The organism is Chelativorans sp. AA-79 (assembly GCF_029457495.1).
Classification (GTDB): Bacteria; Pseudomonadota; Alphaproteobacteria; order Rhizobiales; family Rhizobiaceae; genus Chelativorans.
Genome location: NZ_CP120361.1, coordinates 4719975 through 4740677, shown reverse-complemented (window position 1 = coordinate 4740677; position 20703 = coordinate 4719975). Strand labels below are relative to the sequence as shown.

The following is a 20703-nucleotide window of genomic DNA, read 5'->3' as shown; positions in this document are numbered from 1 at the left end:
AGCGCGCTCGGTCGTAGGCTGGGTAGATGGCTGGTTACGGGAACGGCAACTGGCATCTTGAATGACCGGGATTGGGCGCAAACATGCCGTCGCATCGATCCACCGCGATGTCCCGGTGCAGCTATGACCCAGATTGGGGCATCAAGCGCTCATTCAACGTTGCACAGAGCAATATCTGTTCAGAACGAACTCGCTCGTACAGGAGCACGGCGCAAGGTATCAAGCCAGAGCCGAAAGCCGTTCTGCCGTCTCAGGCATTCGTTTCAAGCTCGCGTTGATCCGTTGACGCCAGCGAGGTCCGCGCGATAGCGCGTCTTCATAGGCTTCGGCGAGTTCATCTGGACGGTCCTCGGAAAGAACGGCCACAAGGAACTTGGCCTGGGCTCGGTCTTTTCGGGCCCTCAGCTGATCAGGCCCGCCATGGCGCCTATCGGCTACGATGAGCTTGTGAATTGCGAAACGCTCGGGTCGCGGTATCTGGACCAGAACGCCGGCGCGGTAGAGGGCAATCGCATGGATCGGGTCCGCGATCAGAAAGTTCAGGTAGTTCAGGGCTTGTGCACTCACCCCTAGAGCAGGCAGCGGCTTGACCTTTTCGTCGCCGAAGGCCGGCGTCAAAAATTCGACCATTGCTTCTGAGTGGCTCTGCCGCCATCTCCAAATCTGTCGATCGTTTATACCGGGAACCGGATCGAACTTGAGCAACTTGAGGATCTCTGCAGGGCTCTCTTCGACCTTGTCTTCGAGAACGACCGAGAGCCGTTCGAAGCTGGCGAAATCGATGTCGCCAGTTTGCGCTAACTCTTCGTAATCCATCCGCACCCCGAGATCACCCTGATACAGGCTGTAGGCTGATGTCCCCACGAGCGTGCCACCCAGCCGGAATACCCCTGCCCGAGAAAAGGCGAGAAGTATTGACCCGGTCTCGCGATCGGTTGTGATGAAGCCTTCGGCCCGGAGCGTCTTGGCGAGCCTGGTCATCCGCTTCCGGCGCGCGTCCGCCTCGGCCTTCAACGCTTCGGCGCGTTCAAGTCGTGTGCGTAGCTCCGGTTTGTCTTCTCCGAGGTAGCGACTTACCATCTCGGTCCCGATCCGAAAGCGCTCGTAGAGATAGGTTCGTCCGTTGCGCCGTCGCTCCTCGATTGTGCCAATCAGGCTAGAGGCCTTTTCGTCGAGATGAAGACGCAGCAGGTCCTGATAGGCTACTATGGCTGGTCGGCTGTGAGCAATGATTTCCATATTTTTCGGTTCTCGATGTGTGCATCAAACTATATATTGATGCACACGAGAATATCAATGTGCATCAAAAAAACTACTGATGCACACGTTGGGTCATTTGAAAGGCATGCTGCTGGTTGCGTCGACGAACCTGGATCGCGTGTGTGCGGCTGGTTGCCTAAGAGCCAACCGACAGGCTTCCACCTGGTCCTTTGGCCCGTCGCCGGAAATACGGCACACATGCCACAGATGCGGCACGCTTATCCCCTGTGCCCGACATCTACCAAAACGCAGTTATCTCGGCATACGAGCCTATCCTCAGCGACTACCAGGCATGCGACGCTCCCTTGGGGCGGTGGCGCTCGCTGTCTTGCCGGTGCTCACAGCAGTACGACAATGGCGGCTGGTGCTTACGGCGTGAATCGCCGAAGGCCGCCCCACTTGCTGCAGCCCGCATGCTCACACCAGCGCTCTGGATTTCCGGCCGATGGCAAACGCGCCCACAGACGGTGCTGACTCCGCCGAGTTCCTAAGATCCCGCGGCCTCACATCGTGAGGCGCGTCCTCACGCCCTTTGGTCATCGGTCAGGAAGGCGGTGCATTCGCCGCTTCAGGTTCTGGCCGGCACACGAAACACTCTCGACCAAACAGAAAGGGCAATATCGTGCGCAAAGTCATTCTCGCTTCCACCTTCGCCATTCTCGGGCTCGGCACAGCCGACGCGTTTGAGAACAATGTCGGCTATAATGTCACGGGTCATTTCGGCTTCAGCGAGCGGAACGACCTGCCGCCCTTCCTGTCCAAGGGACGGTCCGGCGGCGCCCGCACCGGCACCATCACCTTCAGCACCGGCGTGGAGACACGGACAAGCGGTTACCCGCGCCAGCCGCAGTTCGGGCGGGTATCTCGCGGCCATAATGCCTCTGACGATTTCGCTGTGTCAGACGATTAAAAACATAATGGGCAGCCTCGATCGAGGCTGCCCATTTCCATTCGCGGCGTGATCAGCAGTCGGATGCAAGCTGCCACTCGATGGCCTGCTCCGGCTGATAGGAACAGAACGTGCCGGTGCGCAGGCTGTTGGTGAGATGTTTCGCGAGCGGCTCATGCACGGCTTCGATCTTGCGCAGGGCATGACGGATGCGCCAGGTAACGGTGGTGCGGGCGCGCTCCGTCAGGCTGCCGACGCGCCGACTTCGGCCACCAAGCCCCAGGGCGCTCGCGAGCGTGTCGACGAGCTGGTCCAACTCGCCACGCAGACGCTCCGCCTGGCCAAGATCATTCGTGTCCTCGGCCTCGGCCAACTCTTCCTGCAGGTCGCGGATGCGCTTCTTCAGCGCCGTTCGCGCCTTGTCGTCGAGCATGGCATCACCGCCATAGGAATTCTCTCCGCGCTCGGCGAGATCGAGGCAGTGGATTTCCTCGCCCGTCCGCTCGATGAGGCGCTGAATGTCCCTGAGGCCCTTCATGTCCGGCAGGCTGATCTGGCGGCTGGAGAAGGTAAGGTCCTCCTGGCGGCGATAGGGAATGTGCTGAAGGAACCAGCGGCAGGCCTCGTCCGGCTCCGGCTCGCGGCCGCTGATGATCGACTGGCGGAAATTGCTCTGGAACAGCGCGAACTGCCGGCGCGCCTCATCCATCTGCCCCAGCTTGGCGTAGACGATGGCGGTGTAGGCGGGGGCCTCGATCAGCTGTGCGTGCTCCGACATCTGCGAGATCTTGCCTATGGTGAGAAGCGTTGCTTCGAAGTCGCGCGCCATGAGGTAGGCCAGCGCCAGGACGGCGTAGTATGAGTTGCGGTGATACGGATTGAGCCGCAACGCCTTCTGGGCGTATTCGACGGCCGCTTCGGGATGGCCCAGGAAAACGGCGTTGATCGCCTGCTGGATCAGAAGCTCCGCATCATTCGGGCAGAGCATCAGCGCCCGGTCCAGATACCACGCCGCACGTTCGAAATCGCGATTGAAGATGAGCAGGCGTCCGAGGACGAGATGCGCCATGGCATCATTGTCGTCGAGATCGAGAGCCTTGTGGGCGTACTCGTACGCGAGCTGCCAGCTTTCCTGGAAGCGGTCCCAGAACTGGTAGCCCCACTCGTTGAACCAGGAAAGCGACAGGCCGACATAGGCGCGCGCATAGTGCGGGTCAAGTTCGAGCGCCCGCTCGAAGAGCGCGCGCCCTTCCTCGTCCGTTTCCCTGGTTCCCTGACGCAGGAGCGCAAAGCCTTTGAGCGTCAACTCATAGGCGGCAAGCGAATCCGTCGGCTTGCCGCGCGCCTGCTTCAGGATCGTTTCTTCGAGACGCGAGACGAACGTGGCGGCGATCCGGGCCAGAAGCTCATTCTCCAGGTCGAAAAGCGTGGCGTCCGTGGTCTCCAGCCTCTCGCGCCAGATCTGCGCGCCATTCGCGCCGTCGACGAGATGGGCGGTGACCTGGAGACGCTCGCCCTCACGTTGGAAACGGCCGCGCAGGATGTGCGTGGCGCCGAGCTGGCGTGCCGCTTCCGTATCGGCCAGATCGGCGACCGCGCGCCCGGACATGGGGGCGATAACCTCCATGGTCGAGAAGCGCGCGAGCTCACCCACGAGATCCTCGACGAAGGCGCGCGCGATAACGGCATCCGCCTCGGTCGCGGTGTCGAGCGGCAGAACGGCTAAAACCGGCCCCTGCCTTCGCATCAGGTCGGTCCAACGAATTCCGCAGCCTTTCAATGTGAGGCGCGCCCTCACGCCTTGAATGGCGACGGGCCGGGAAGGGTGTCATCACCCGCTGCCCTTCAGCGCCGTCTTTATGCGCCCAGCCGCAGTCACTGTTCAAGAAGGAAGAAGATTGGATATGCCCTACCTAAAAAGATACACCATCCGCCATGCGACGTGGGCGGATATACCCGCCCTGCACGTGATGCAGATATACTCGCTGTTGGTGCTCGGCGGCGACTTCTACTCTCCGGAGGAGATCGCCGGCTATCTGAGCGAGATCGGCACCATGGACGAGGCCGTCTTTCTGGAGAGACACTACTACGTCGCCGTGAACCAGCGTGGCGCGATCCTCGGCAGCGGCGGCTGGTCGCAATTCATACCCGACAATGGAGCCGGCCCCGGTGAGGACCTGAAAGGCGGTGTGGCGACGATCGGCAGTGTCTTCGTCGGTCCGGCTGTCGCGCGCCGCGGCATAGCCTCGGCCATCATGGCCGTGGCGGAAGAGGATGCGGCGGAGCATGGCATCCGCCGATTGGAGGCCGCGGCAACGCTTTCGAGCGTACCTCTCTTTGAGAGGCTCGGCTACACCGCGATAAGGTCGGGCGACATCGTTCTGTCCGGAGGGGCGCGCTTCCGCTGCATGGAGATGGCCAAGGCGCTGCCGTCCAGGCATGGGCGATCCGATTGTGTCAGCTTTCCGCCGCACCTCGCCGCGCCGGAAAAATTTCCAAGCCTCACATCGTGAGGCCGGTCCTCACGCCCTTTGGTTGATCAGTCGGGAAGGCGATGTCCTCGCCGTCCATTCCCGGCGGAGATCGATTGAAGAAAGGACGAGACGATGACCAAGGACGAATCTACCGGCCGCTGCCTTCACGCCTCGCGGATGCGTTCCGCTCATATCGTGCCCGCAGGGCATATCGCGAGGCCGCCCGTGCCCTCGAAGCGATGGACGACCACCTCCTGAAGGATATCGGGATCGCGCGATCCCAGATCTGGAGCGCGATAAAGAATTCGCGGTAGGTGGAGTGGGCGGGGGGCGAGTGCCTGCGAACTTCTGCAGGCGGGCCGGCATTCGCCGACAAGGTAGGCACGCAGCCGCGGACATCGCTTGACACATCGGGGCAAGAAGGATGTAGGGGCGGTCAGACCCTCCAGCAGTTCCAGGGAGCAGGTTCGGCCTCGCTGGCGGTTGAGGGCCTGCTGTCCAGCAGCGGTATCCATGAACCCCGAGAGGTGGATGCGCCTGACGGGCGCAACGATCGACGCGCACGATCGCGTCGCCCGGCTGGATCTACGCGCTCTCGCGCACGATCAATCCGAAGCCGGTGTCGACGGTTCTGTGCCGGATTTCGGCCGAATTGTGCTCCATCAGCATCGCGATCGCGCCGTTCCCCATTTCCCAGGGATGCGGCTTCACGGTCGTCAGCGACGGGCTGATGGTGGAGGCGATCTCGTAGTCGCCCCAGCCGATGATAGCGATCTGTCCGGGAACGTCGATGCCGCGACGGGTGCATTCGAAGACCATGCTGGCGGCGACCACGTCGGTCGGACAGATCACGGCGTCGACCGCGCCCTCGAGCGCCAGCAAAGCATCCAGCGCCTGCCTCCCGCTGGAAAAGCCGTGCGGCTCGTCGACGTCGACGATCAGATGCTCCGGCAGTCCGGCCTTGCGCATTTCCTCGCGGAAGACCGGAGGGCGCTCCTTGAAACGGCGGGTGCCGGGGCTGTCGTTGCCGACAAGCGCGATGCGCCTGCGCCCGGCCGCGATGTGGTGCCTGCATGCGGCGCGCACCGCCTCGTCGATGCGGTAGCCGATCGCCATGTCGAGCGGCTCGCCCAGAAGCCAGCTTTCCACCAGAGGGATGCTGGACTTGCCGAGCAGATCGATGGTGGACGGGTCGTGGTCATTGCCGATCAGCACGATGCCCGCCACGCGCAGTCCGATGAACGTTTCCACAGCCTCGCGCTCCTGCTGCAGCGTATCGGCAACCATCACGATGAGCTTGTGGCCGTGCGCGTCGCAACCGTCGCGCAGTCCGGTGACATATTTATAGAAGCTGGAATTGCGGACCGACGGAACGGCTGCGCCGATGACGAGGCTCTTGCCGGCAGCCAGATGCCCGGCTGCCAGATTGGGCACGTAGCCGAGCTCGAACGCCGCTTCCAGAACCTTCAGCCGTGTCGCTTCCTGCACCCGATGGGGATGGCGGAATGCGTTGGATACGGTCATGGAGGAGACCTTCGCGGCCTGCGCCACGTCCTGCATCGTTGCGATGCGTCCTGACCTGGTCGGCTTCATTGTCCTGTCCTACCTGGCCTTGCCAGCATGATTTTCTCCCTACCGGGCTCCTTCAGGGTCGGCAATGCCATCCCCGCAAACCGATTGACAGATATTATAGCCAGCTTATTTTAGCGCTAAAATAGCGGACACAGAATGGGTAGTTTCATGTCGAAGGCTGACAGGGCGAGCGGATCATCCGATCTTGCCCTGTCGGGTATAGATAAGACCTACGGTTCGATCCGCGCGGTGGTGGCGTTGGACCTGCATATCGAAGCGGGGGCCCTGGTTGCGCTGCTCGGCCCATCGGGCTGCGGCAAGACGACGACGTTGCGTATGGTCGCGGGCTTCGAGCGCCCCGACAGCGGCGAAATCCGCATAGGCGGCGAGGACGTCACCCACACGCCCTCGCACCGGCGCGGGCTCGGCATGGTCTTCCAGAACTATTCGCTGTTTCCGCATCGAACGGTGGCGGAAAACATCGCCTTCGGCTTGCGGATGGTCGGGGCCTCACGAGCCGAACAGCAGAGCGAGGTGGCGCGCATGCTGGATATGATCCGGCTCGGCGGCCGCGAGGACATGTATCCCGCCCAGCTTTCCGGCGGCCAGCAGCAGCGTGTGGCGCTGGCCCGCTCGCTGGTCGTCAATCCGCGGGTGCTGCTGCTCGACGAGCCCCTGGGTGCGCTCGACCGGTCGCTGCGCGAAAGCATGCAGTTCGAGATACGCGAGCTCCAGCAGCGCATGGGGATCACCACGCTCCTGGTCACGCACGACCAGGAAGAGGCGCTGTCGATGAGCGACCGCGTCGCCGTGATGAATGCCGGCCAGATCCTCCAGATCGGCGCGCCCAGCGAAATCTACGACCGGCCGAAGACGCGCTTCGTGGCCGAGTTTCTGGGGACGTCGAACATCTTTGAAGGCCGGATCGAGGATGGCGCGTTGCTTGCCGGCCGGCATCGCGTCGCGTTGCCGCCGCATGACGGCGCTTCGGCCCCTGTCCTCTCGGTCAGGCCGGAACGGATCGTTCTGGGTCCCGACGCGGAGCGTTGCGACACGCATCTGAAAGGCACCATAAGCGGTGCGGTGTTTCGCGGCACCTATGCGGCCTACCAGCTTCGTGTCGCCGGTCTCGGGTGTGACGTCTTCGTCTACCGCCAGGCCGATGGCCCGCTCGGCGCGATCACCTATCGCATTGGTGAGGAACACTGGCTCGGCTGGAATGCCGAAGACGGTGTGCTGGTCACCGCAGAATGATGGAAGTGGAACGTATGGAAACGGTACGAAGCGGCGTGCGCATAGGCATCGATGTCGGCGGCACTTTCACCGATTTCGTCCTGTCGGGTGCCGGCGGCGAGATGGCTTTCTACAAAGAGCCTTCGACGCCGGACGACCCGTCTCGGGCGCTGATCGAGGGGCTGGGCAAGCTCCTCGATCAAACCGGTATGGCACCAGGCGACGTTTCCTCCCTGATGCACGGAACGACGATCGGCCTCAACGCGATCATCCAGCGCAAGGGCGCACGCATCGGCCTGATCGTCACCAGCGGCTATCGCGACATTCTGGAGATCGCCCGCTGCCGCATGCCGTCCTCGTTCGACCTCCACGCCGCCAAGGAAGTGCCGCTGGTCCCGCGGGCGCGCATTGTCGAGATCGCCGCGCGCCTTTCACCTTCAGGCGAGGTCACGATCAAGGCCGATGATGCCGAGATCGCCCGGGTGGGCGGCGAACTCGCCGCGCTCGACATCGATGCAGCGGCGCTGGTGCTCATCAACGGCTATGCATCGCCGGACCATGAGGCGGAGCTGGCGCGCAAGATCTCGGCAGCCGCGAACGGTCTCCAGATAACGTCGGCCGCATCCATCTGGCCGGAGATACGCGAATACGAGCGTACGCTGGTTGCCTGCCTGAACGCCTATATCCAGCCGCTGATCCGCACCTATTTCGAACGTCTCGGCAAGGGCCTGCAAGAGCGCGGCATCACGGCGCCCATCCTGGTCACGGCCTCCAACGGCGGCTCTCTCAGCATCGCTTCCGCCGTCGAGCGGCCGGTGGAGACGATCCTGTCCGGCCCCGCCTCCGGCGTCATGGCCGCCGTGCGGCTCGCGCAGGCAACGGGCGTGCATAGCATCATTACGTTCGACATGGGCGGCACGTCGTCGGACATCGCGATTGCTTCGGGCGGCATGCCGGAGCTCGCCACGAGAACCGACATCGGCGGGCTGCCGCTGGTGCTGCCCGTGGTCGATGTCAGCGCCATAGGGGCGGGCGGCGGCTCCATCGTCTGGGTCGACCCGCATGGTGTGCTCAAGGTCGGCCCGCAGAGTGCCGGCGCGCGCCCCGGGCCCGTGTCCTATCGTCAGGGAGGAACGGAATCCACCGTCACCGACTGTTACCTGACGCTCGGCTATATCGATCCCGACGGCTTCCTGGGCGGGCGCATGAAGCTCGACGGCACGGCGGCGAGGGATGCGCTGGCCGCTGTCGGTGCGAAGATCGGCATCGAAGGCGACGCGGCGGACCGCGCGGCACGAACGGCGGAAGGCGCGCTCTCCGTCACCACGGCCGGCATGGCGAGCGCGCTCCACAAGACGCTGGCCGAGAGAGGCCTCGACCCGCGCGGCTTCGCGCTGGTTCCCTTCGGTGGTGCGGGTCCGACCCATGCCAATCTGCTGGCCGAGGAGGTCGGCATTCTGCATGTCGTCGTGCCGCCTGCCGCCGGCACCTTCTGCGCCCTGGGTGCGGCGGGCGCCGATTTCCGCCGCGACTTCGTGCGAAGCCTGCGGCGCCCGCTGGTCGGAAACGCCGGGCTTCTCTTCGAGACCTTCGATGCGCTGTCGCGCGACGGCCGCGCATGGTTGGAGGCCGAGGGTGGCGTGCAACTCGAAACCCGCTTCGAGCGTTCGCTCGACATGCGCTATGCAGGGCAGGCCTACGAACTGCGCGTTCGCCTGGAACCTGGAATTGATGATGCCGGGGCGGTGGCGGAAGCCTTCCATCGCGAGCACGAGCGCATCTACGGTTTCCGCGATCCCGATGCCGTGATCGAGCTTGGCACGGTGCGGCTTGCGGCCGTCGGCGTGACGCCGGATCTGCCGACGCCAAGATTGGCGGGCGGCGCGTCCGTTTCGCCGCCGAAAGGAAAGCGGCTGCTTTTCCATCGCGGCGGCTGGGTCGAGGCGTCCATCTACGCCCGCTCCGCGCTCGCTCCGGGCCAGAGCCTCGAAGGCCCCGCCATCGTCGAGCAGGAAGACACCACCGTGATCGTGCTGCCGCGCTGGAACGCGCACGTCGACGAGGTCGGCAATCTCCATCTCGAAAGCGCCGCACGATGAAGCTCGATCCCGTCACCCTCGAAGTGCTTTCCAACAAGGCGGCGGCCATCGCCGAGGAGATGTGCCTGACGCTTCAACGCACGGGGCGCACACTCTATGTGAAGGAGACGGCCGATTTCGCCTGCGCGCTTGCCGGTCTCGACGGGCGCTTTTTCGCCTACCCGCGGTCCATCGGCGTGTCGGGCTTCGTGGGGCTGGAATGCGCGCCCGCGATCGCGGCCGTCGGCACGCTCGAGCCGGGCGACGTCATACTTGCCAACGATCCATACCGATCCGAAGGGCTCGCCACGCACCTGCCCGACCTGCACATGATCAAGCCCTATTTCCACGAGGGCCGCATCGTCGCCTATGGCTGGTGCTTCGTGCATTGCTCGGACGTGGGTGGCCGCGTGCCGTCTTCGATCTCGCCGACCAATGTCGAGATCTATCAGGAGGGGTTGCGCATTCCGCCGGTGAAGCTGATGCGCCGGGGCGAGATGAATCCCGACGTGCGCCTTTTCCTCGATGCCAACAGCCGCACGCCCGATGCCAATATGGGCGACATCCGTGCCATGCTGGCAGCGCTCGCAGCCGGTGAGCGGCGCATCGTGCAGGTGATCGCGCAGCATGGCGTAGAAACGCTGCTGCAGGCGGAAGAGGACCTGATCGCCTATGCAAACGCCAAGGCAAGGGAGGTTCTTTCGCGCATTCCCGAAGGCACCTACCGCTTCGTCGACTATCTGGACGATGATGGCGTGAGCCGGCTGCCGGTACGCCTGTCGCTGGCCCTGACCGTGCGCGACGGCACCGTTCATCTCGACTTCACGGGCACCGATCCGCAGGTGGCTGCAGCCATGAACATCCCTTCGCGCGGTCGGCCTCACGCCTGGCTGACCCTGCGGGTGCTGGCGCTGATCCACACGATCGACCGCACCGTGCCGCTCAATGCGGGCTTGCTGGGGCCGGTCTCGATCACAGCTCCGGCGGGCACGGTCGTCAATCCGCAAGAGCCGGCGGCCACCGGCGTGCGCCATGCTGCCGCCATCCGCGTCAACGACGTTCTGAACGGCGCGTTCGGGCTCGCCTTGCCTTCGGTGATGCCGGCGGCGGCGTCCGGAACGGTGATCCCCGTGGTGATGGCCGAGCCGAACGCTGCAGGCGGCCGCAACGTGCAGGTGATCGAACCCATGATCGGGGGAACCGGTGCGAGGGAAGGCCACGATGGCGTGGATGGCCGCGATTCCGGCATCTCCAATCTGGCCAACAACCCGGTCGAAACCGTCGAGGCCGAACTCGGCATCGAAATCCTGCGCTACGCGCTTCGGCCGGACTCGGGCGGGGCCGGCAAATGGCGCGGCGGGTGCGGCATGGAACTGACGTTCAGAGTTCTGACCGACGGCTCCAACGTGCTCGGCCGCGGCATGGAACGCTTGATGTTCCGCCCATGGGGGCGCAGCGGCGGCATGCCCGGCGCACCCGGCAGCCTCGTCGTCAACGAAGGTACCGAACGCCAGCGCTGGCTTGGAAAGATCGACGTGTTGGACGTGAACGCGGGCGATGTCGTCTGCTTTCGCACACCCGGCGCTGGCGGCTGGGGCGACCCGTATGAGCGCGACCCTGAGGCCGTGCTGGCCGACGTCGGCAACGGCTTCGTCACGGTCGAGGGAGCCATGCGCGACTACGGCGTGGTGATCGCCGATGGAACGGTCGATGCGGCCGCCACGAAGGCGGTCCGGGAGTCCCGAAACGCGACCTCTCGCGACGTGGCGTTCGGCCCCGAGCGCGAGGCATGGGACAGCGTGTTCGGCGCAGCCCTGTTCGACGAATTCAACGCGAAGCTCCTGAAGCTGCCGTTGGCGCGCCGCCAGGCCGTGCGCCGCGCCGCGCTGGGAGCCGCCCTTGCAAATCTGCCGGCGGAATTTCCGCGCGGTCCGGCAACGACAGAAGAGGTGGATGCCGCGCGGGCGGCATTCGAGAATGCAGTTGCAACAATCTGATCCCGTGGTCAGCGGAAAAGGATGACAGCCATGGCATTTTTCAATCGACGCAGGTTTCTCCAGACGGGCGCGATGGCCGGCGCGGCACTAGCCACCGGCAGCTTCCCGCGCCTCCTCAACGCGCAGGGCACCACTCTCAACGTCACCGCGTTCGGCGGGGTGTGGGAGCAGGCGGTCCGCGACTGCTTCGTCGCACCTTTCCAAGAAAAGACCGGCGCGACGGCGACGATTGCCCTCGGCGGCCCGCCGCAATGGCTTGCGCAGGTGGAGGCGAACCCGGAGCGCCCGCCGCTCGACGTGCTCATCATGACGCCCGATCTGGCGCTGACGGCGGCCAAGGCCGGCCTGATGGACGATTTCACGGTCGAGAAGCTGCCCAATCTGGCCGATATACCGCAGGTCTTCACGGATAGCGTGCTGGGCAAGGGCACGGTCTTCGATTACGGCGTGGCCGGCATCACCTACAACAAGCAGACCGTGGCCGAGCCGCCGAAGTCTTTTGCGGAATTCGTGGACCGCGTGGCCAAGGGCGAGTTCATCGCCTCCATTCCCTCGATCTCCTATGCGGTGACGCCGATCATGCTGATCTGGTCGCTGGCGGACGCGCTGGGCGGCGGCGTGGACAATGTGGATCCCTTCTTCGAAGCCGTCGCACGCATGAAGGACAATCTCGTCTTCTGGGGCGGCCCGAACGACTTCTTCAATCATCTCGCCTCCGGCGAGGCGGATCTGGGCATCTATTTCGACGGCCGCACCTGGAACCACGTTGACGAAGGCGCCGACTGGATCGCTTTCATCAACCCGGAGGAGGGCGGTTCGCTGAATGCGGTGGCGGTGCAGAAACCGATCAATGCCAATCCGCTCGCGTGGGACTATCTCAATGAAATGCTCGACGCGGAGAACCAGTCGAAGTTCGCCGACATCCTCAACTACGGCGTCACCAATCAGAAGGTGGTCTACAGCGAGAAGCTGAAGCCGCGCATCACGCCGTGGCAGAATGCGACCTTCCCGCCCTACGAGCAGATCGCCGAGGTGCGCAACGAGTGGGTGGACCGCTGGAACCGCGAGATCGGGCGGTAAACCCGCGCCAACGGGAGCCGAGGCATGGCATTGGCCGGAAAGGGAAGAGGCGGCGATCTGCTTCGCGGGGCGATGCTGATCGCGCCTGCCTTCCTGTTTCTCGTCGCGTTTTTCGTCCTGCCGCTTTTCGACAACGCGATGCGCAGCTTCGCGCAGCCGGACGGGCAGGGGCTGACGCTTGCGCGCTATGTCCAGTTCCTGACCGACCGCTTCTATCTCGGCGTCATCGTCGAGACGGTGGTGCTGTCGGGCACGGTGACGCTGATCTGCATCCTGATCGGCTATCCGGTCGCCTATTTCCTCGTGCGCAAGTCGGGCCGGTGGAGCGGGTTGATCATCTTCCTGCTGATCGCGCCGCTCCTGACCTCGATCATCATGCGTACCTTCGGCTGGCAGGTGCTGTTCGCCAGGCGCGGCCTGGTCAACAATCTGCTGGTGCAGGATCTGGGCTGGCTGGAGCGGCCGCTGCAACTGATGAACACGCCGGCCATTGCCATCATCGGCCTCGTTCATGTGCTGGTGCCGTTCATGGTGCTGTCGATTGCGACGGTGCTGCAGACCATCGACCGCAAGCTCGAGGAAAGCGCGCAGATATTGGGGGCCAGCCCCGCGCGCACCTTCCGCGAGGTGACGCTGCCGCTGTCGATGGACGGCATCGGCACCGGATCGATCCTCGTCTTCATGATCGCCAATGGCAGCTTCGTCACGCTGGTGCTGCTCGGCGGCGGCTTTCAGACGCTGCCGCTCCTGATCTACCAGCAGTTCAACACCACGCGCGACTTCGCCACCGCAAGCACCATGAGCACGATCCTGCTCGTCATTGCGCTGGCGTGCCTTTATCTGCAGCTTCACCTCGTGCGGCGGAAGGGGACGGCATATTGAGACGCGGGCTTCTATCCGACGCGCTGCTCTTCGGTTTCGTCGCTCTGTTCTTCCTCTTCATGCTGGCGCCCATCCTCGTCGTGGTGGTGATCTCCTTCACTTCGGCGGGCTTCGCGGCGTTTCCCATTCCCGGCTGGTCGCTGCGCTGGTTCGTGCGCATTTTCGAGTACCAGCCCTTCGTCGATGCGCTCTTCGTGTCCTTCATGCTGGCCATCGTGGCGACCGCGCTTTCGTGCCTGATCGGCATTCCGGCGAGCCTCCATCTCGCCCGCTCCAATTCGCGCTGGGCCAATGCGCTGACGACGTTCCTGCTGTCGCCCCTGTCCATGCCGATGATCGTGATCGGATTCGCCTCGCTCTTCTTCCTGTCGCGCATCGGCATCGGCGTCTCCTTCACCGCGCTCGTCATCACGCATACGGTCGTCTGCCTGCCCTATATCCTGCGCACGGTGACGGCGGTCTATCGCGGCATACCGCGTTCCTATGAAGAGTCCGCGCGCATCCTCGGCGCAAGCCCTCTGGTCACCTTTCGGGAAGTGACCCTGCCGCTGATCCGCTCCGGCATCGCGGCGGGCTGCCTGTTTTCGTTCCTGACGTCCTTCGACAATCTGCCGGTGTCCTACTTCTTCGCCAGCGCGCAGACCAACACGCTGCCGGTCGTGATGCTCAGCTACATGGAGCACCAGTTCGATCCGTCGATCGCCGCGCTGTCGACATTGCAGCTTGCACTGGCAGTGGTCGCGCTGGTCGTCGCCGACCGGGTCTACGGTATCCATCGCATGGCGGTCGCGACATGACACATCTTCTGCCCGTCGATCACATCGTCGTCCTCGTGCGCGATCTCGAGCCCGCGAGGGCCGCCTTCATGCAAGCGGGCTTCACCGCCACGCCTGTTGCACGCCACAGCGAGGCGATGGGCACGGCCAATTCCTGCATCATGCTCGACGGCGTCTATATCGAGCTGATGGGCATCGTGGCCGAGACGCCGGCGAACGAAAGCTGGCGCGCCCTGCTGGCTGCGGGGCAAGGCCTGAAGGGCATCGCGCTTGCAAGCGACGATATCGAGGCCACGGCCGCCATGCTCGCGTCGAAAGGCATTGCCGGCGAGGCGCGCGATTTCTCGCGCGCGATGCCGGAGGGCGATCTGCGCTTTTCGGTGATCCGCCTGCCGCGCGAGCTGACCCCGGGCCTGCAATGCATCTACTGCCAGCATCATACGCGGGGCCTGTTGTGGACGCCGCAGGCCATGCGCCACGACAATGGTGCACGCCGCATCCTGTCGGTCGGTGCGCCGGGTGTGTCAGCTCTCGTTCCGTTCACCGTTTCGAGGGGTGGGCTGGCGGTGGAGGAGCGGGAAGCAGGCTGCCTCCTCGTCGAGGCGCGCAAGTCCATATCCGCAGAATGCCGCAAGGCCATCGCGGACGAAACTGGAATCGCCATCGAGACAAGGCCGCTCGCGTGACGGAATGGCCCACAGACAAGCCTTCGCCCTTGTGGCGCGCGCTTTCCCGCGAGACGTTCTCGTCATCCCGGCTCGCGGGTGATGCCGCATGCGACGTCGTGGTGGTGGGCGGCGGCATTTCGGGGCTGACGACCGCGCTCGAACTGACGCGGCGCGGCAGGTCTGTCATCGTTCTGGAGGCCGCCATTGTGGGGGCAGGCGCCTCGGGACGCGCCAACGGACAGGTGATCGCGGCTCTGACGCGCCATGGCCCCGATGCGATCCGCAAGACATTGGGCGAGCCGTTCCTCGAACTCCTGGCAAGTTCCGCCGACCGCCTCTACAGCCTGATCGACACTTACGGCATCGACTGCGACGCGCGCCGCAACGGCTGGCTCCAGCCTGCGCATACGCCGGGTCGTGCGAAGCGTTCAGCGGCATTGGCGGCGGAATGGGCGGCTGCGGGCGCGCCGGCGCGTGCGGTCGACTGCGCCGAGATGGCGGCGCGCATCGGCAGCGACAGCTATTTCGGCGGCTGGGAACATCGCGGCGGCGGGCACATCAACCCTTATGCGTTCACGGTGGGGCTGGCGCGCGCCGCAGCCGGCGAGGGCGTCCTGGTGTTCGAGCAGAGTCCCGCCCTCTCGCTGAAGCGCGACGGCGGCCGGTGGAGTGTGGAGACGCCCGGCGGCACGGTGCGCGCCGCGCGTGTGGCGCTTGCGACCGCCGCCCATACGGGTGATCTGTGGCCCGGCCTGCGCCGCACCGTCGTGCCGGTCACGTCCTATCAGGCGGCGACCGCGCCGCTCGGCGAACTGGCCCATTCGGTGCTGGCCGGCGACGAGGCTTTCTCCGACACCAGGCAGGATCTGCGCTACATGCGCAGGGATCGCGACGGCCGCATCGTTTCCGGCAGCGCGCTGGCGATCCAGACCGCCGCCCCGATGCGCCTGCCGCGCCTCATCAGCCGCAAGCTCGGCGCCTTCCACCCGAAATTGGGGGAACTGCCGATGGAACATTTCTGGGGCGGGCGGATCGCCATGACCGTCGATCGCGTGCCGCATCTGCACCGCACGCCGGACGGGCTCGCCGCCTGGATAGGCTGCAACGGGCGCGGGCTCGCGCTCGCCTGCGCCATGGCAGAGGTGCTTGCGGACGCGGTGTGCGATGTGCTGGACGAGAAGCTGGCGCTGCGCCCGACCCCGCTCAGCGCCGTGCCGTTCCACCCCTTCGTGAGCCGAACCGCCCGCATGATCCTGCCATGGATGCGCTGGCAGGACAGCCGCGAAATCTGACCTGAGAAACAGCGAGACCATTCATGCCGCGCGCCGCCGTCATCCAGCTCTTCCACGAAGCCAACGCCTTCACGCCGTCCAAGGCGACCTATGAGGGCTTCCTCTCGGCGCAATATTTCATCGGCGAGGATGTGCGGCGTGAGTTCGGCGGCACCAGCAACTGGCTGGGCGGCGTGACGGAGGCGCTGGACGCGGCCGGTTACGACATCGCCTATGGCCTCTGTACCGGGTGTCTGCCGGGCGGCACGTTGGACGGCGAAAGCTATCACCGGCTGGTGCGCGAAATCATTGCATCGCTCGAGGAAATCGTGGCCACCGGCCCGGTCGACGTGGTGGCCCTGCTGTTGCACGGCGCGCTGGTGGTGGAGGGAGTGGCGACGCCGGAGACGAAGCTTGCGAAGAAGGTGCGGGCAGTCGTCGGGCCGAAAGTGCCGATTGCGGTGCCGCTCGACTTCCACGCCAATGTGGAGCCTGAACTCCCTTTTGTCGTAAACGTGGTGATCGGCGGCAAGCTCTACCCGCACGCCGACACTCATGCGCGCGGCAAGAAGCTGATCGAGCTGACGCTTGCGCGCGAGCCGTGGAAGACGCGCCGCTTCCGCCTGCCGATGGCCGCACCCATGAGCGCGCAGACCAGCGACACCGCGCCGTTTTCCGAACTCGTCGCGCTTTCCAACGAAATCGAGCGGCGGCCGGGGCTCGCCGACGTCGTCGTGATGGGTGGCTTTCCCTATGTCGATTCCGACGAGATCGGCAGCTCGGTGCTGGTCACCGGCATCGATGAGGACGCCATGCGGCAAGCCTTCCTCGACATGGCGGAGGAGATCTGGCAGCGGCGCGATGCGATGCTGGCGCGCGCGCCCTCCTTCGAGGAAGCGGCCACGGAGATTTTCGCCAACGCGGCGAAGGGCAGGGTGGTGGTCGGCGATGCCGGCGACAACCCGGGCTCCGGTGGGGTCGCCAACGTCGCCGACATCTTCGCAGCACTTGCGGCACAAAGACTGCCTTTCGTCGCCGGCTTCATGGTCGATGGCGAGGCGGTGAAGGCCGCGCAGGCGATCGGTGTCGGAAACCGCGGCGTCGTGCCGATGGGTGCGATGAAGAACGGCCGGCCGTTTGCGCCCGAAGTGACGGTAGAGCGTGTGGGCATCGTGGAATATCGCAACGAGGGCCCGAACCTGCATGGTGAATTGCTGCAAGGCGGACTCGGCGCGGTGGTGCGCGTGGGCGACCGCGGCCAGATCGCCATCGTCACCGAGCGCATTCAGGCCTACGACACGCAGGCCTTCCGCAGCCAGGGCATCATGCTGGAGGACAAGGCGATCATCCATGTGAAGTCGAGCAACCATTTCCGCTCGGCCTTCACGCCGCTGGCGTCCAATGGCGTGTTTGTCGTGGATTCGGGCGGCTGGGCCTCCACGGATGCACGGCGCTTTCTCTTCACCAGGCGGGCGACACGTATCCTGCCGCTGGCACGACTGGACAAGGCGGAATGGGGCCGCCAGGTCGCAACGGAGTGCAGGACGGCCTTCGGCTAGGATCTAGGAAACCGGAACGCCGCCTTTTATCACCTGCCGATGATGCTCGGCGAAATTGACGAGCACGCCGGCGTCGAGCGGATTGGCGTCGAGGATGTTGAGATCGGCACGGTAGCCAGTCTTGACGAAGCCGACCTCGCCTTCGAGCCGGATCAGCTCGGCCGCGACCGAGGTCGCCGAACGCAGCATGCCGAGCGGCGAGACGACGTCCGCGCGCAGCCGGAACTCGTCGAGCTGCCGGTCCTGCATCGGCCCGATGAGGTCGGTGCCGTAAGCGATCGGGACACCGTTGCGTTGCGCAAGCTCGACGGCGCGGATGCCTGAATCGAGCACGGCATTGACCTTGTCGATGCGGTCGGTCGGAAAGCCGCTCTGCGCGCCGACATCGGCGATCGCGCGCAGCACCGAAAGCGTCGGCGTCAGGTACGCACCGTGCTGCTTCATCAGCGCCGCCGTTGCCTCGTCCAGCAGATTGCCGTGCTCGATGGAGCGGACGCCGTTGCGCACCGCGCGCGCCACCGAGCGCGCCGTGTAGGTATGCGAGACGACGTAGAGATCAGCCATCTCCGCCTCATCGACGATCGCCGCGATCTCGGCTTCGGAAAACTGGTCGGAGGTGATGCGGTCAGTGGGTGAGGAGATGCCGCCATTGGCCATGATCTTGATGTGATGCGCACCGCGCCTGATCTCGTCGCGGGCGGCCAGCCGAACCGCGTCCACGCCGTCGCAGCGGCGGCCCAGGCTGACGAGGGAATAGGCGCTGTCTTCGTTGTCGGTACCCATGCCGCGGTGGTCGCCATGCCCGCCCGTGGGCGACAGGGCCTTGCCGCCGTAAAGCAGGCGAGGGCCCTGGAACAAGCCTTCCTCGACGGCGCGGGCGAGGCCGAAATCGGCGCCGCCGACATCGCGAACCGTGGTGAAGCCGCGCTTCAGCATCGACTTGAGAAGCCCGGCGGCTCGCGCCGCCACATAGATGGGCGACTGGCGCGGAAGTTCGCCGAGATTGGCGGTGTATGCGGTTGCGTGAACGTGGCAGTCGATGAGGCCGGGAATGACGAAGCCCCCGCGCACGTCGATGCGCACCGCATCAGCGGCGCCGACAACGGGGCTTTCTTCGATCCCGCGGATGAACCCGTCTTCCAGAACGAGATGCCGGTCGGCGAGGATGGAGCCGGTCTCGACCTCCACGACATTGGCGTTTTCCAGAATGGTGATCACGGCGCGTTCCCCGTCGGAAGACAAAAGAAAGGACCGGGCGCGCCGAGGCGCCCGGTCCTGGATCGGCGGCTTCTACTCGCCCGTCCAGCCGATGCGGTTGATGAAGATGTTCTCGTTGGCCAGCGGCGTGAACTCGATACCCTCGGCCGCGCCATAAATCACGGAGGCCTGATAAAGCGGGATCACGTAGTTCTTCGATGCGACGATCTCGCTCACCTTCCTGTAGAGATCGAGGCGCTTGTCGCTGTCGATGGTGGAACGGGCCGCATCGAGAGTCGCGTCCAGTTCTTCGTCCTTCACATTGGCCCAGCCGCTGGACGAATGAAGGATCGGATACATGATGCCGTCGGCGTCCTGGCAACCGCAGCTCCAGCGGCTGAAGGCGGTCTGCGGGATGCTCTCGGGACCGGACTGCATGCGCTGCATCCAGTTGCCCATGTCGGTCATCTCGATCTCGACGTTGAAGCCGACGTCGGCGAGCATCTGCTGGATCGCCTGCACGACGCGCTGGTCGTAGACCGGGGCCGTGAGGATGGAGAACGGCGCCTTCGCCGCATCGCCCAGCTCGGCGATGATCTCCTTTGCCTTCTCCGGATCGTAGCCGGGGGCTTCGATGCCTTCGACATAGCCGAAGGCTGCCGGCGAGACGAGCTGCGAGACAGGGGCTTCGAAACCGCCGAGAATGCCCTCAACGATGCCTTCCTTGTCGAGCGCATGGGCGATGGCAAGGCGCACCTGCTCATTGTCGAGCGGGGCCTTCTGCACGTTCATCGCGAAATAGGCGACACGCTCGGTGCGCGCCGAGAGAACCTTGCCCACGCCACTGCTTTCCACCTGCGCGGCGAGATCACTGTCGATGTTGGTGACGATATCGCTGACGCCCGACTGAAGGTTGGCGACACGGGTCGCCGCGTCCGGCACGGCACGGAAGGAAGCCTTTTCGAACACGCCCTTTTGGCCCCAGTAGTCGTCGTTGCGGGCGAGGATCACCTCGACGCCGCGGTTCCAGGTCTCGAACTTGTAGGGGCCGGAGCCGACCGGATTGGCGTTGAACTCGTCCTTGGAGACCGCCTCGACCACGTGCTTCGGCACGATCGACAGTTTGGTGAGCTGCGCAAACAGGACGGGGTAGGGGCCATCGGTGGTCAACACGATCGTCGTGTCGTCCTTGGCGACCGCATCGATGATGCTGTTGAACTGGCCGAGCTGCGGACTGGCAAATTCCGGATCCGTGATGCGCTTGACGCTGAACACGACGTCCTCGGCGGTCAGCTTCTCGCCGTCGTGGAAGGTCACGTCGTCGCGGATCTTGAACTCGATCTCGGTGTCGGAAAGGTACTTCCACTCCGTCGCGATCTGCGGCGCGATCTCGCCGGCGTCGTCGCGGGTAAGCAGATTGTCGAAAATGTTGCGATAAACGTTGAAGCTGTCGGGATTCCACTGGACATGCGGGTCGAGCGAGTTGGGCTCGCCGACAAAGTCGATGACGATCATATCCTTGGCGGCGGCCATCGTTGCCGGCACCGTCAAGGATGAGGCCGCAAGCAGGGCGGCCATCAGCAGCTTGTTGATACGCATAGGTTTGTTCCTTCCAACCCTTGATGTTCCCCATGTCCGCCAATTTGACGGGAGTGCCGGTCGTTCCCAAGCACGATGACCCATCAATCTAACATCTTAGATAAGAAGATTGATACGTCAGAGTGCGATCTTTGCACGCGTGAAAACCACGCGCAACAACATTCCGTT

At 64.6% G+C, this 20703-nt stretch carries 17 protein-coding genes; 12 read left to right on the top strand and 5 right to left on the bottom strand.

Going from position 1 to position 20703, the window contains the following annotated elements; genetic code table 11:
* Positions 1 to 219: 219 nt before the first annotated feature.
* Complete coding sequence (locus PVE73_RS23090) at positions 220 to 1239, bottom strand: GSU2403 family nucleotidyltransferase fold protein (protein ID WP_277364493.1); 1020 nt, start codon at positions 1237 to 1239, stop codon at positions 220 to 222.
* Between the two features lie 643 nt (positions 1240 to 1882).
* Here PVE73_RS23090 and PVE73_RS23085 point away from each other — a divergent pair.
* The gene (locus PVE73_RS23085) at positions 1883 to 2170 is read left to right on the top strand and encodes a hypothetical protein (RefSeq protein WP_277364492.1); all 288 of its coding nucleotides are present in this window, start codon (positions 1883 to 1885) and stop codon (positions 2168 to 2170) included.
* A gap of 52 nt (positions 2171 to 2222) precedes the next feature.
* On the opposite strand, the gene PVE73_RS23080 is transcribed toward PVE73_RS23085, so the two are convergent.
* A complete protein-coding gene (locus PVE73_RS23080; RefSeq protein ID WP_277364491.1) occupies positions 2223 to 3896 on the bottom strand; it encodes a hypothetical protein in 1674 nt (557 codons plus the stop codon).
* Positions 3897 to 4053: 157 nt separating this feature from the next.
* Between PVE73_RS23080 and PVE73_RS23075 the strand changes: the two genes are divergently transcribed.
* Both PVE73_RS23075 and PVE73_RS23070 read left to right on the top strand, forming a co-directional pair.
* The gene (locus PVE73_RS23075) at positions 4054 to 4662 is read left to right on the top strand and encodes a GNAT family N-acetyltransferase (protein ID WP_277364490.1); all 609 of its coding nucleotides are present in this window, start codon (positions 4054 to 4056) and stop codon (positions 4660 to 4662) included.
* Positions 4663 to 4781: 119 nt separating this feature from the next.
* On the top strand, positions 4782 to 4937 hold the full coding sequence (locus PVE73_RS23070; RefSeq protein WP_277367556.1) for a DUF1127 domain-containing protein: 156 nt from the start codon (positions 4782 to 4784) through the stop codon (positions 4935 to 4937).
* Between the two features lie 271 nt (positions 4938 to 5208).
* Here the strand turns inward: PVE73_RS23070 and PVE73_RS23065 are convergent, their stop codons facing one another.
* Positions 5209 to 6216: a LacI family DNA-binding transcriptional regulator gene (locus tag PVE73_RS23065; RefSeq protein ID WP_277364489.1), complete on the bottom strand. Its 1008-nt coding sequence runs from the start codon at positions 6214 to 6216 to the stop codon at positions 5209 to 5211.
* Positions 6217 to 6363: 147 nt separating this feature from the next.
* Between PVE73_RS23065 and PVE73_RS23060 the strand changes: the two genes are divergently transcribed.
* From PVE73_RS23060 to PVE73_RS23020, 9 genes are read left to right on the top strand one after another with little or no spacing between them, the layout of a single operon-like run.
* On the top strand, positions 6364 to 7449 hold the full coding sequence (locus tag PVE73_RS23060) for an ABC transporter ATP-binding protein (protein WP_277364488.1): 1086 nt from the start codon (positions 6364 to 6366) through the stop codon (positions 7447 to 7449).
* A gap of 14 nt (positions 7450 to 7463) precedes the next feature.
* Positions 7464 to 9527, top strand: a complete 2064-nt coding sequence (locus tag PVE73_RS23055; protein ID WP_277364487.1) for a hydantoinase/oxoprolinase family protein — start codon at positions 7464 to 7466, stop codon at positions 9525 to 9527.
* Positions 9524 to 11503 (top strand): hydantoinase B/oxoprolinase family protein, encoded by a 1980-nt coding sequence (locus PVE73_RS23050; protein ID WP_277364486.1) that lies wholly within the window; start codon positions 9524 to 9526, stop codon positions 11501 to 11503. The genes PVE73_RS23055 and PVE73_RS23050 overlap by 4 nt, the downstream gene beginning before the upstream one ends.
* A 30-nt stretch (positions 11504 to 11533) precedes the next feature.
* Positions 11534 to 12583: a substrate-binding domain-containing protein gene (locus PVE73_RS23045; protein WP_277364485.1), complete on the top strand. Its 1050-nt coding sequence runs from the start codon at positions 11534 to 11536 to the stop codon at positions 12581 to 12583.
* Between the two features lie 24 nt (positions 12584 to 12607).
* The gene (locus PVE73_RS23040; protein WP_277364484.1) at positions 12608 to 13465 is read left to right on the top strand and encodes an ABC transporter permease; all 858 of its coding nucleotides are present in this window, start codon (positions 12608 to 12610) and stop codon (positions 13463 to 13465) included.
* On the top strand, positions 13462 to 14262 hold the full coding sequence (locus tag PVE73_RS23035; protein WP_277364483.1) for an ABC transporter permease: 801 nt from the start codon (positions 13462 to 13464) through the stop codon (positions 14260 to 14262). The genes PVE73_RS23040 and PVE73_RS23035 overlap by 4 nt, the downstream gene beginning before the upstream one ends.
* Positions 14259 to 14927: a VOC family protein gene (locus PVE73_RS23030; RefSeq protein WP_277364482.1), complete on the top strand. Its 669-nt coding sequence runs from the start codon at positions 14259 to 14261 to the stop codon at positions 14925 to 14927. The genes PVE73_RS23035 and PVE73_RS23030 overlap by 4 nt, the downstream gene beginning before the upstream one ends.
* Positions 14924 to 16201 carry an FAD-binding oxidoreductase gene (locus PVE73_RS23025; RefSeq protein ID WP_277364481.1) on the top strand — a complete coding sequence of 426 codons (1278 nt, stop codon included), beginning with the start codon at positions 14924 to 14926 and terminating at the stop codon, positions 16199 to 16201. The genes PVE73_RS23030 and PVE73_RS23025 overlap by 4 nt, the downstream gene beginning before the upstream one ends.
* A 23-nt stretch (positions 16202 to 16224) precedes the next feature.
* On the top strand, positions 16225 to 17739 hold the full coding sequence (locus PVE73_RS23020) for a M81 family metallopeptidase (protein WP_277364480.1): 1515 nt from the start codon (positions 16225 to 16227) through the stop codon (positions 17737 to 17739).
* 3 nt (positions 17740 to 17742) lie between these two features.
* On the opposite strand, the gene PVE73_RS23015 is transcribed toward PVE73_RS23020, so the two are convergent.
* A complete protein-coding gene (locus PVE73_RS23015; protein ID WP_277364479.1) occupies positions 17743 to 18957 on the bottom strand; it encodes an amidohydrolase family protein in 1215 nt (404 codons plus the stop codon).
* A 72-nt stretch (positions 18958 to 19029) separates the two neighbouring features.
* A complete protein-coding gene (locus tag PVE73_RS23010; RefSeq protein ID WP_277364478.1) occupies positions 19030 to 20535 on the bottom strand; it encodes an ABC transporter substrate-binding protein in 1506 nt (501 codons plus the stop codon).
* Positions 20536 to 20703 lie beyond the last annotated feature (168 nt).

Bases quoted from the DNA above. Each gene is read 5' to 3' on its own strand.
- PVE73_RS23090 (WP_277364493.1), bottom strand. From the start codon at position 1,239: ATGGAAATCATTGCTCACAGCCGACCAGCCATAGTAGCCTATCAGGAC.
- PVE73_RS23080 (WP_277364491.1), bottom strand. From the start codon at position 3,896: ATGCGAAGGCAGGGGCCGGTTTTAGCCGTTCTGCCGCTCGACACCGCG.
- PVE73_RS23075 (WP_277364490.1), top strand. From the start codon at position 4,054: ATGCCCTACCTAAAAAGATACACCATCCGCCATGCGACGTGGGCGGAT.
- PVE73_RS23065 (WP_277364489.1), bottom strand. From the start codon at position 6,216: ATGAAGCCGACCAGGTCAGGACGCATCGCAACGATGCAGGACGTGGCG.
- PVE73_RS23060 (WP_277364488.1), top strand. From the start codon at position 6,364: ATGTCGAAGGCTGACAGGGCGAGCGGATCATCCGATCTTGCCCTGTCG.
- PVE73_RS23055 (WP_277364487.1), top strand. From the start codon at position 7,464: ATGGAAACGGTACGAAGCGGCGTGCGCATAGGCATCGATGTCGGCGGC.
- PVE73_RS23050 (WP_277364486.1), top strand. From the start codon at position 9,524: ATGAAGCTCGATCCCGTCACCCTCGAAGTGCTTTCCAACAAGGCGGCG.
- PVE73_RS23045 (WP_277364485.1), top strand. From the start codon at position 11,534: ATGGCATTTTTCAATCGACGCAGGTTTCTCCAGACGGGCGCGATGGCC.
- PVE73_RS23040 (WP_277364484.1), top strand. From the start codon at position 12,608: ATGGCATTGGCCGGAAAGGGAAGAGGCGGCGATCTGCTTCGCGGGGCG.
- PVE73_RS23030 (WP_277364482.1), top strand. From the start codon at position 14,259: ATGACACATCTTCTGCCCGTCGATCACATCGTCGTCCTCGTGCGCGAT.
- PVE73_RS23020 (WP_277364480.1), top strand. From the start codon at position 16,225: ATGCCGCGCGCCGCCGTCATCCAGCTCTTCCACGAAGCCAACGCCTTC.
- PVE73_RS23010 (WP_277364478.1), bottom strand. From the start codon at position 20,535: ATGCGTATCAACAAGCTGCTGATGGCCGCCCTGCTTGCGGCCTCATCC.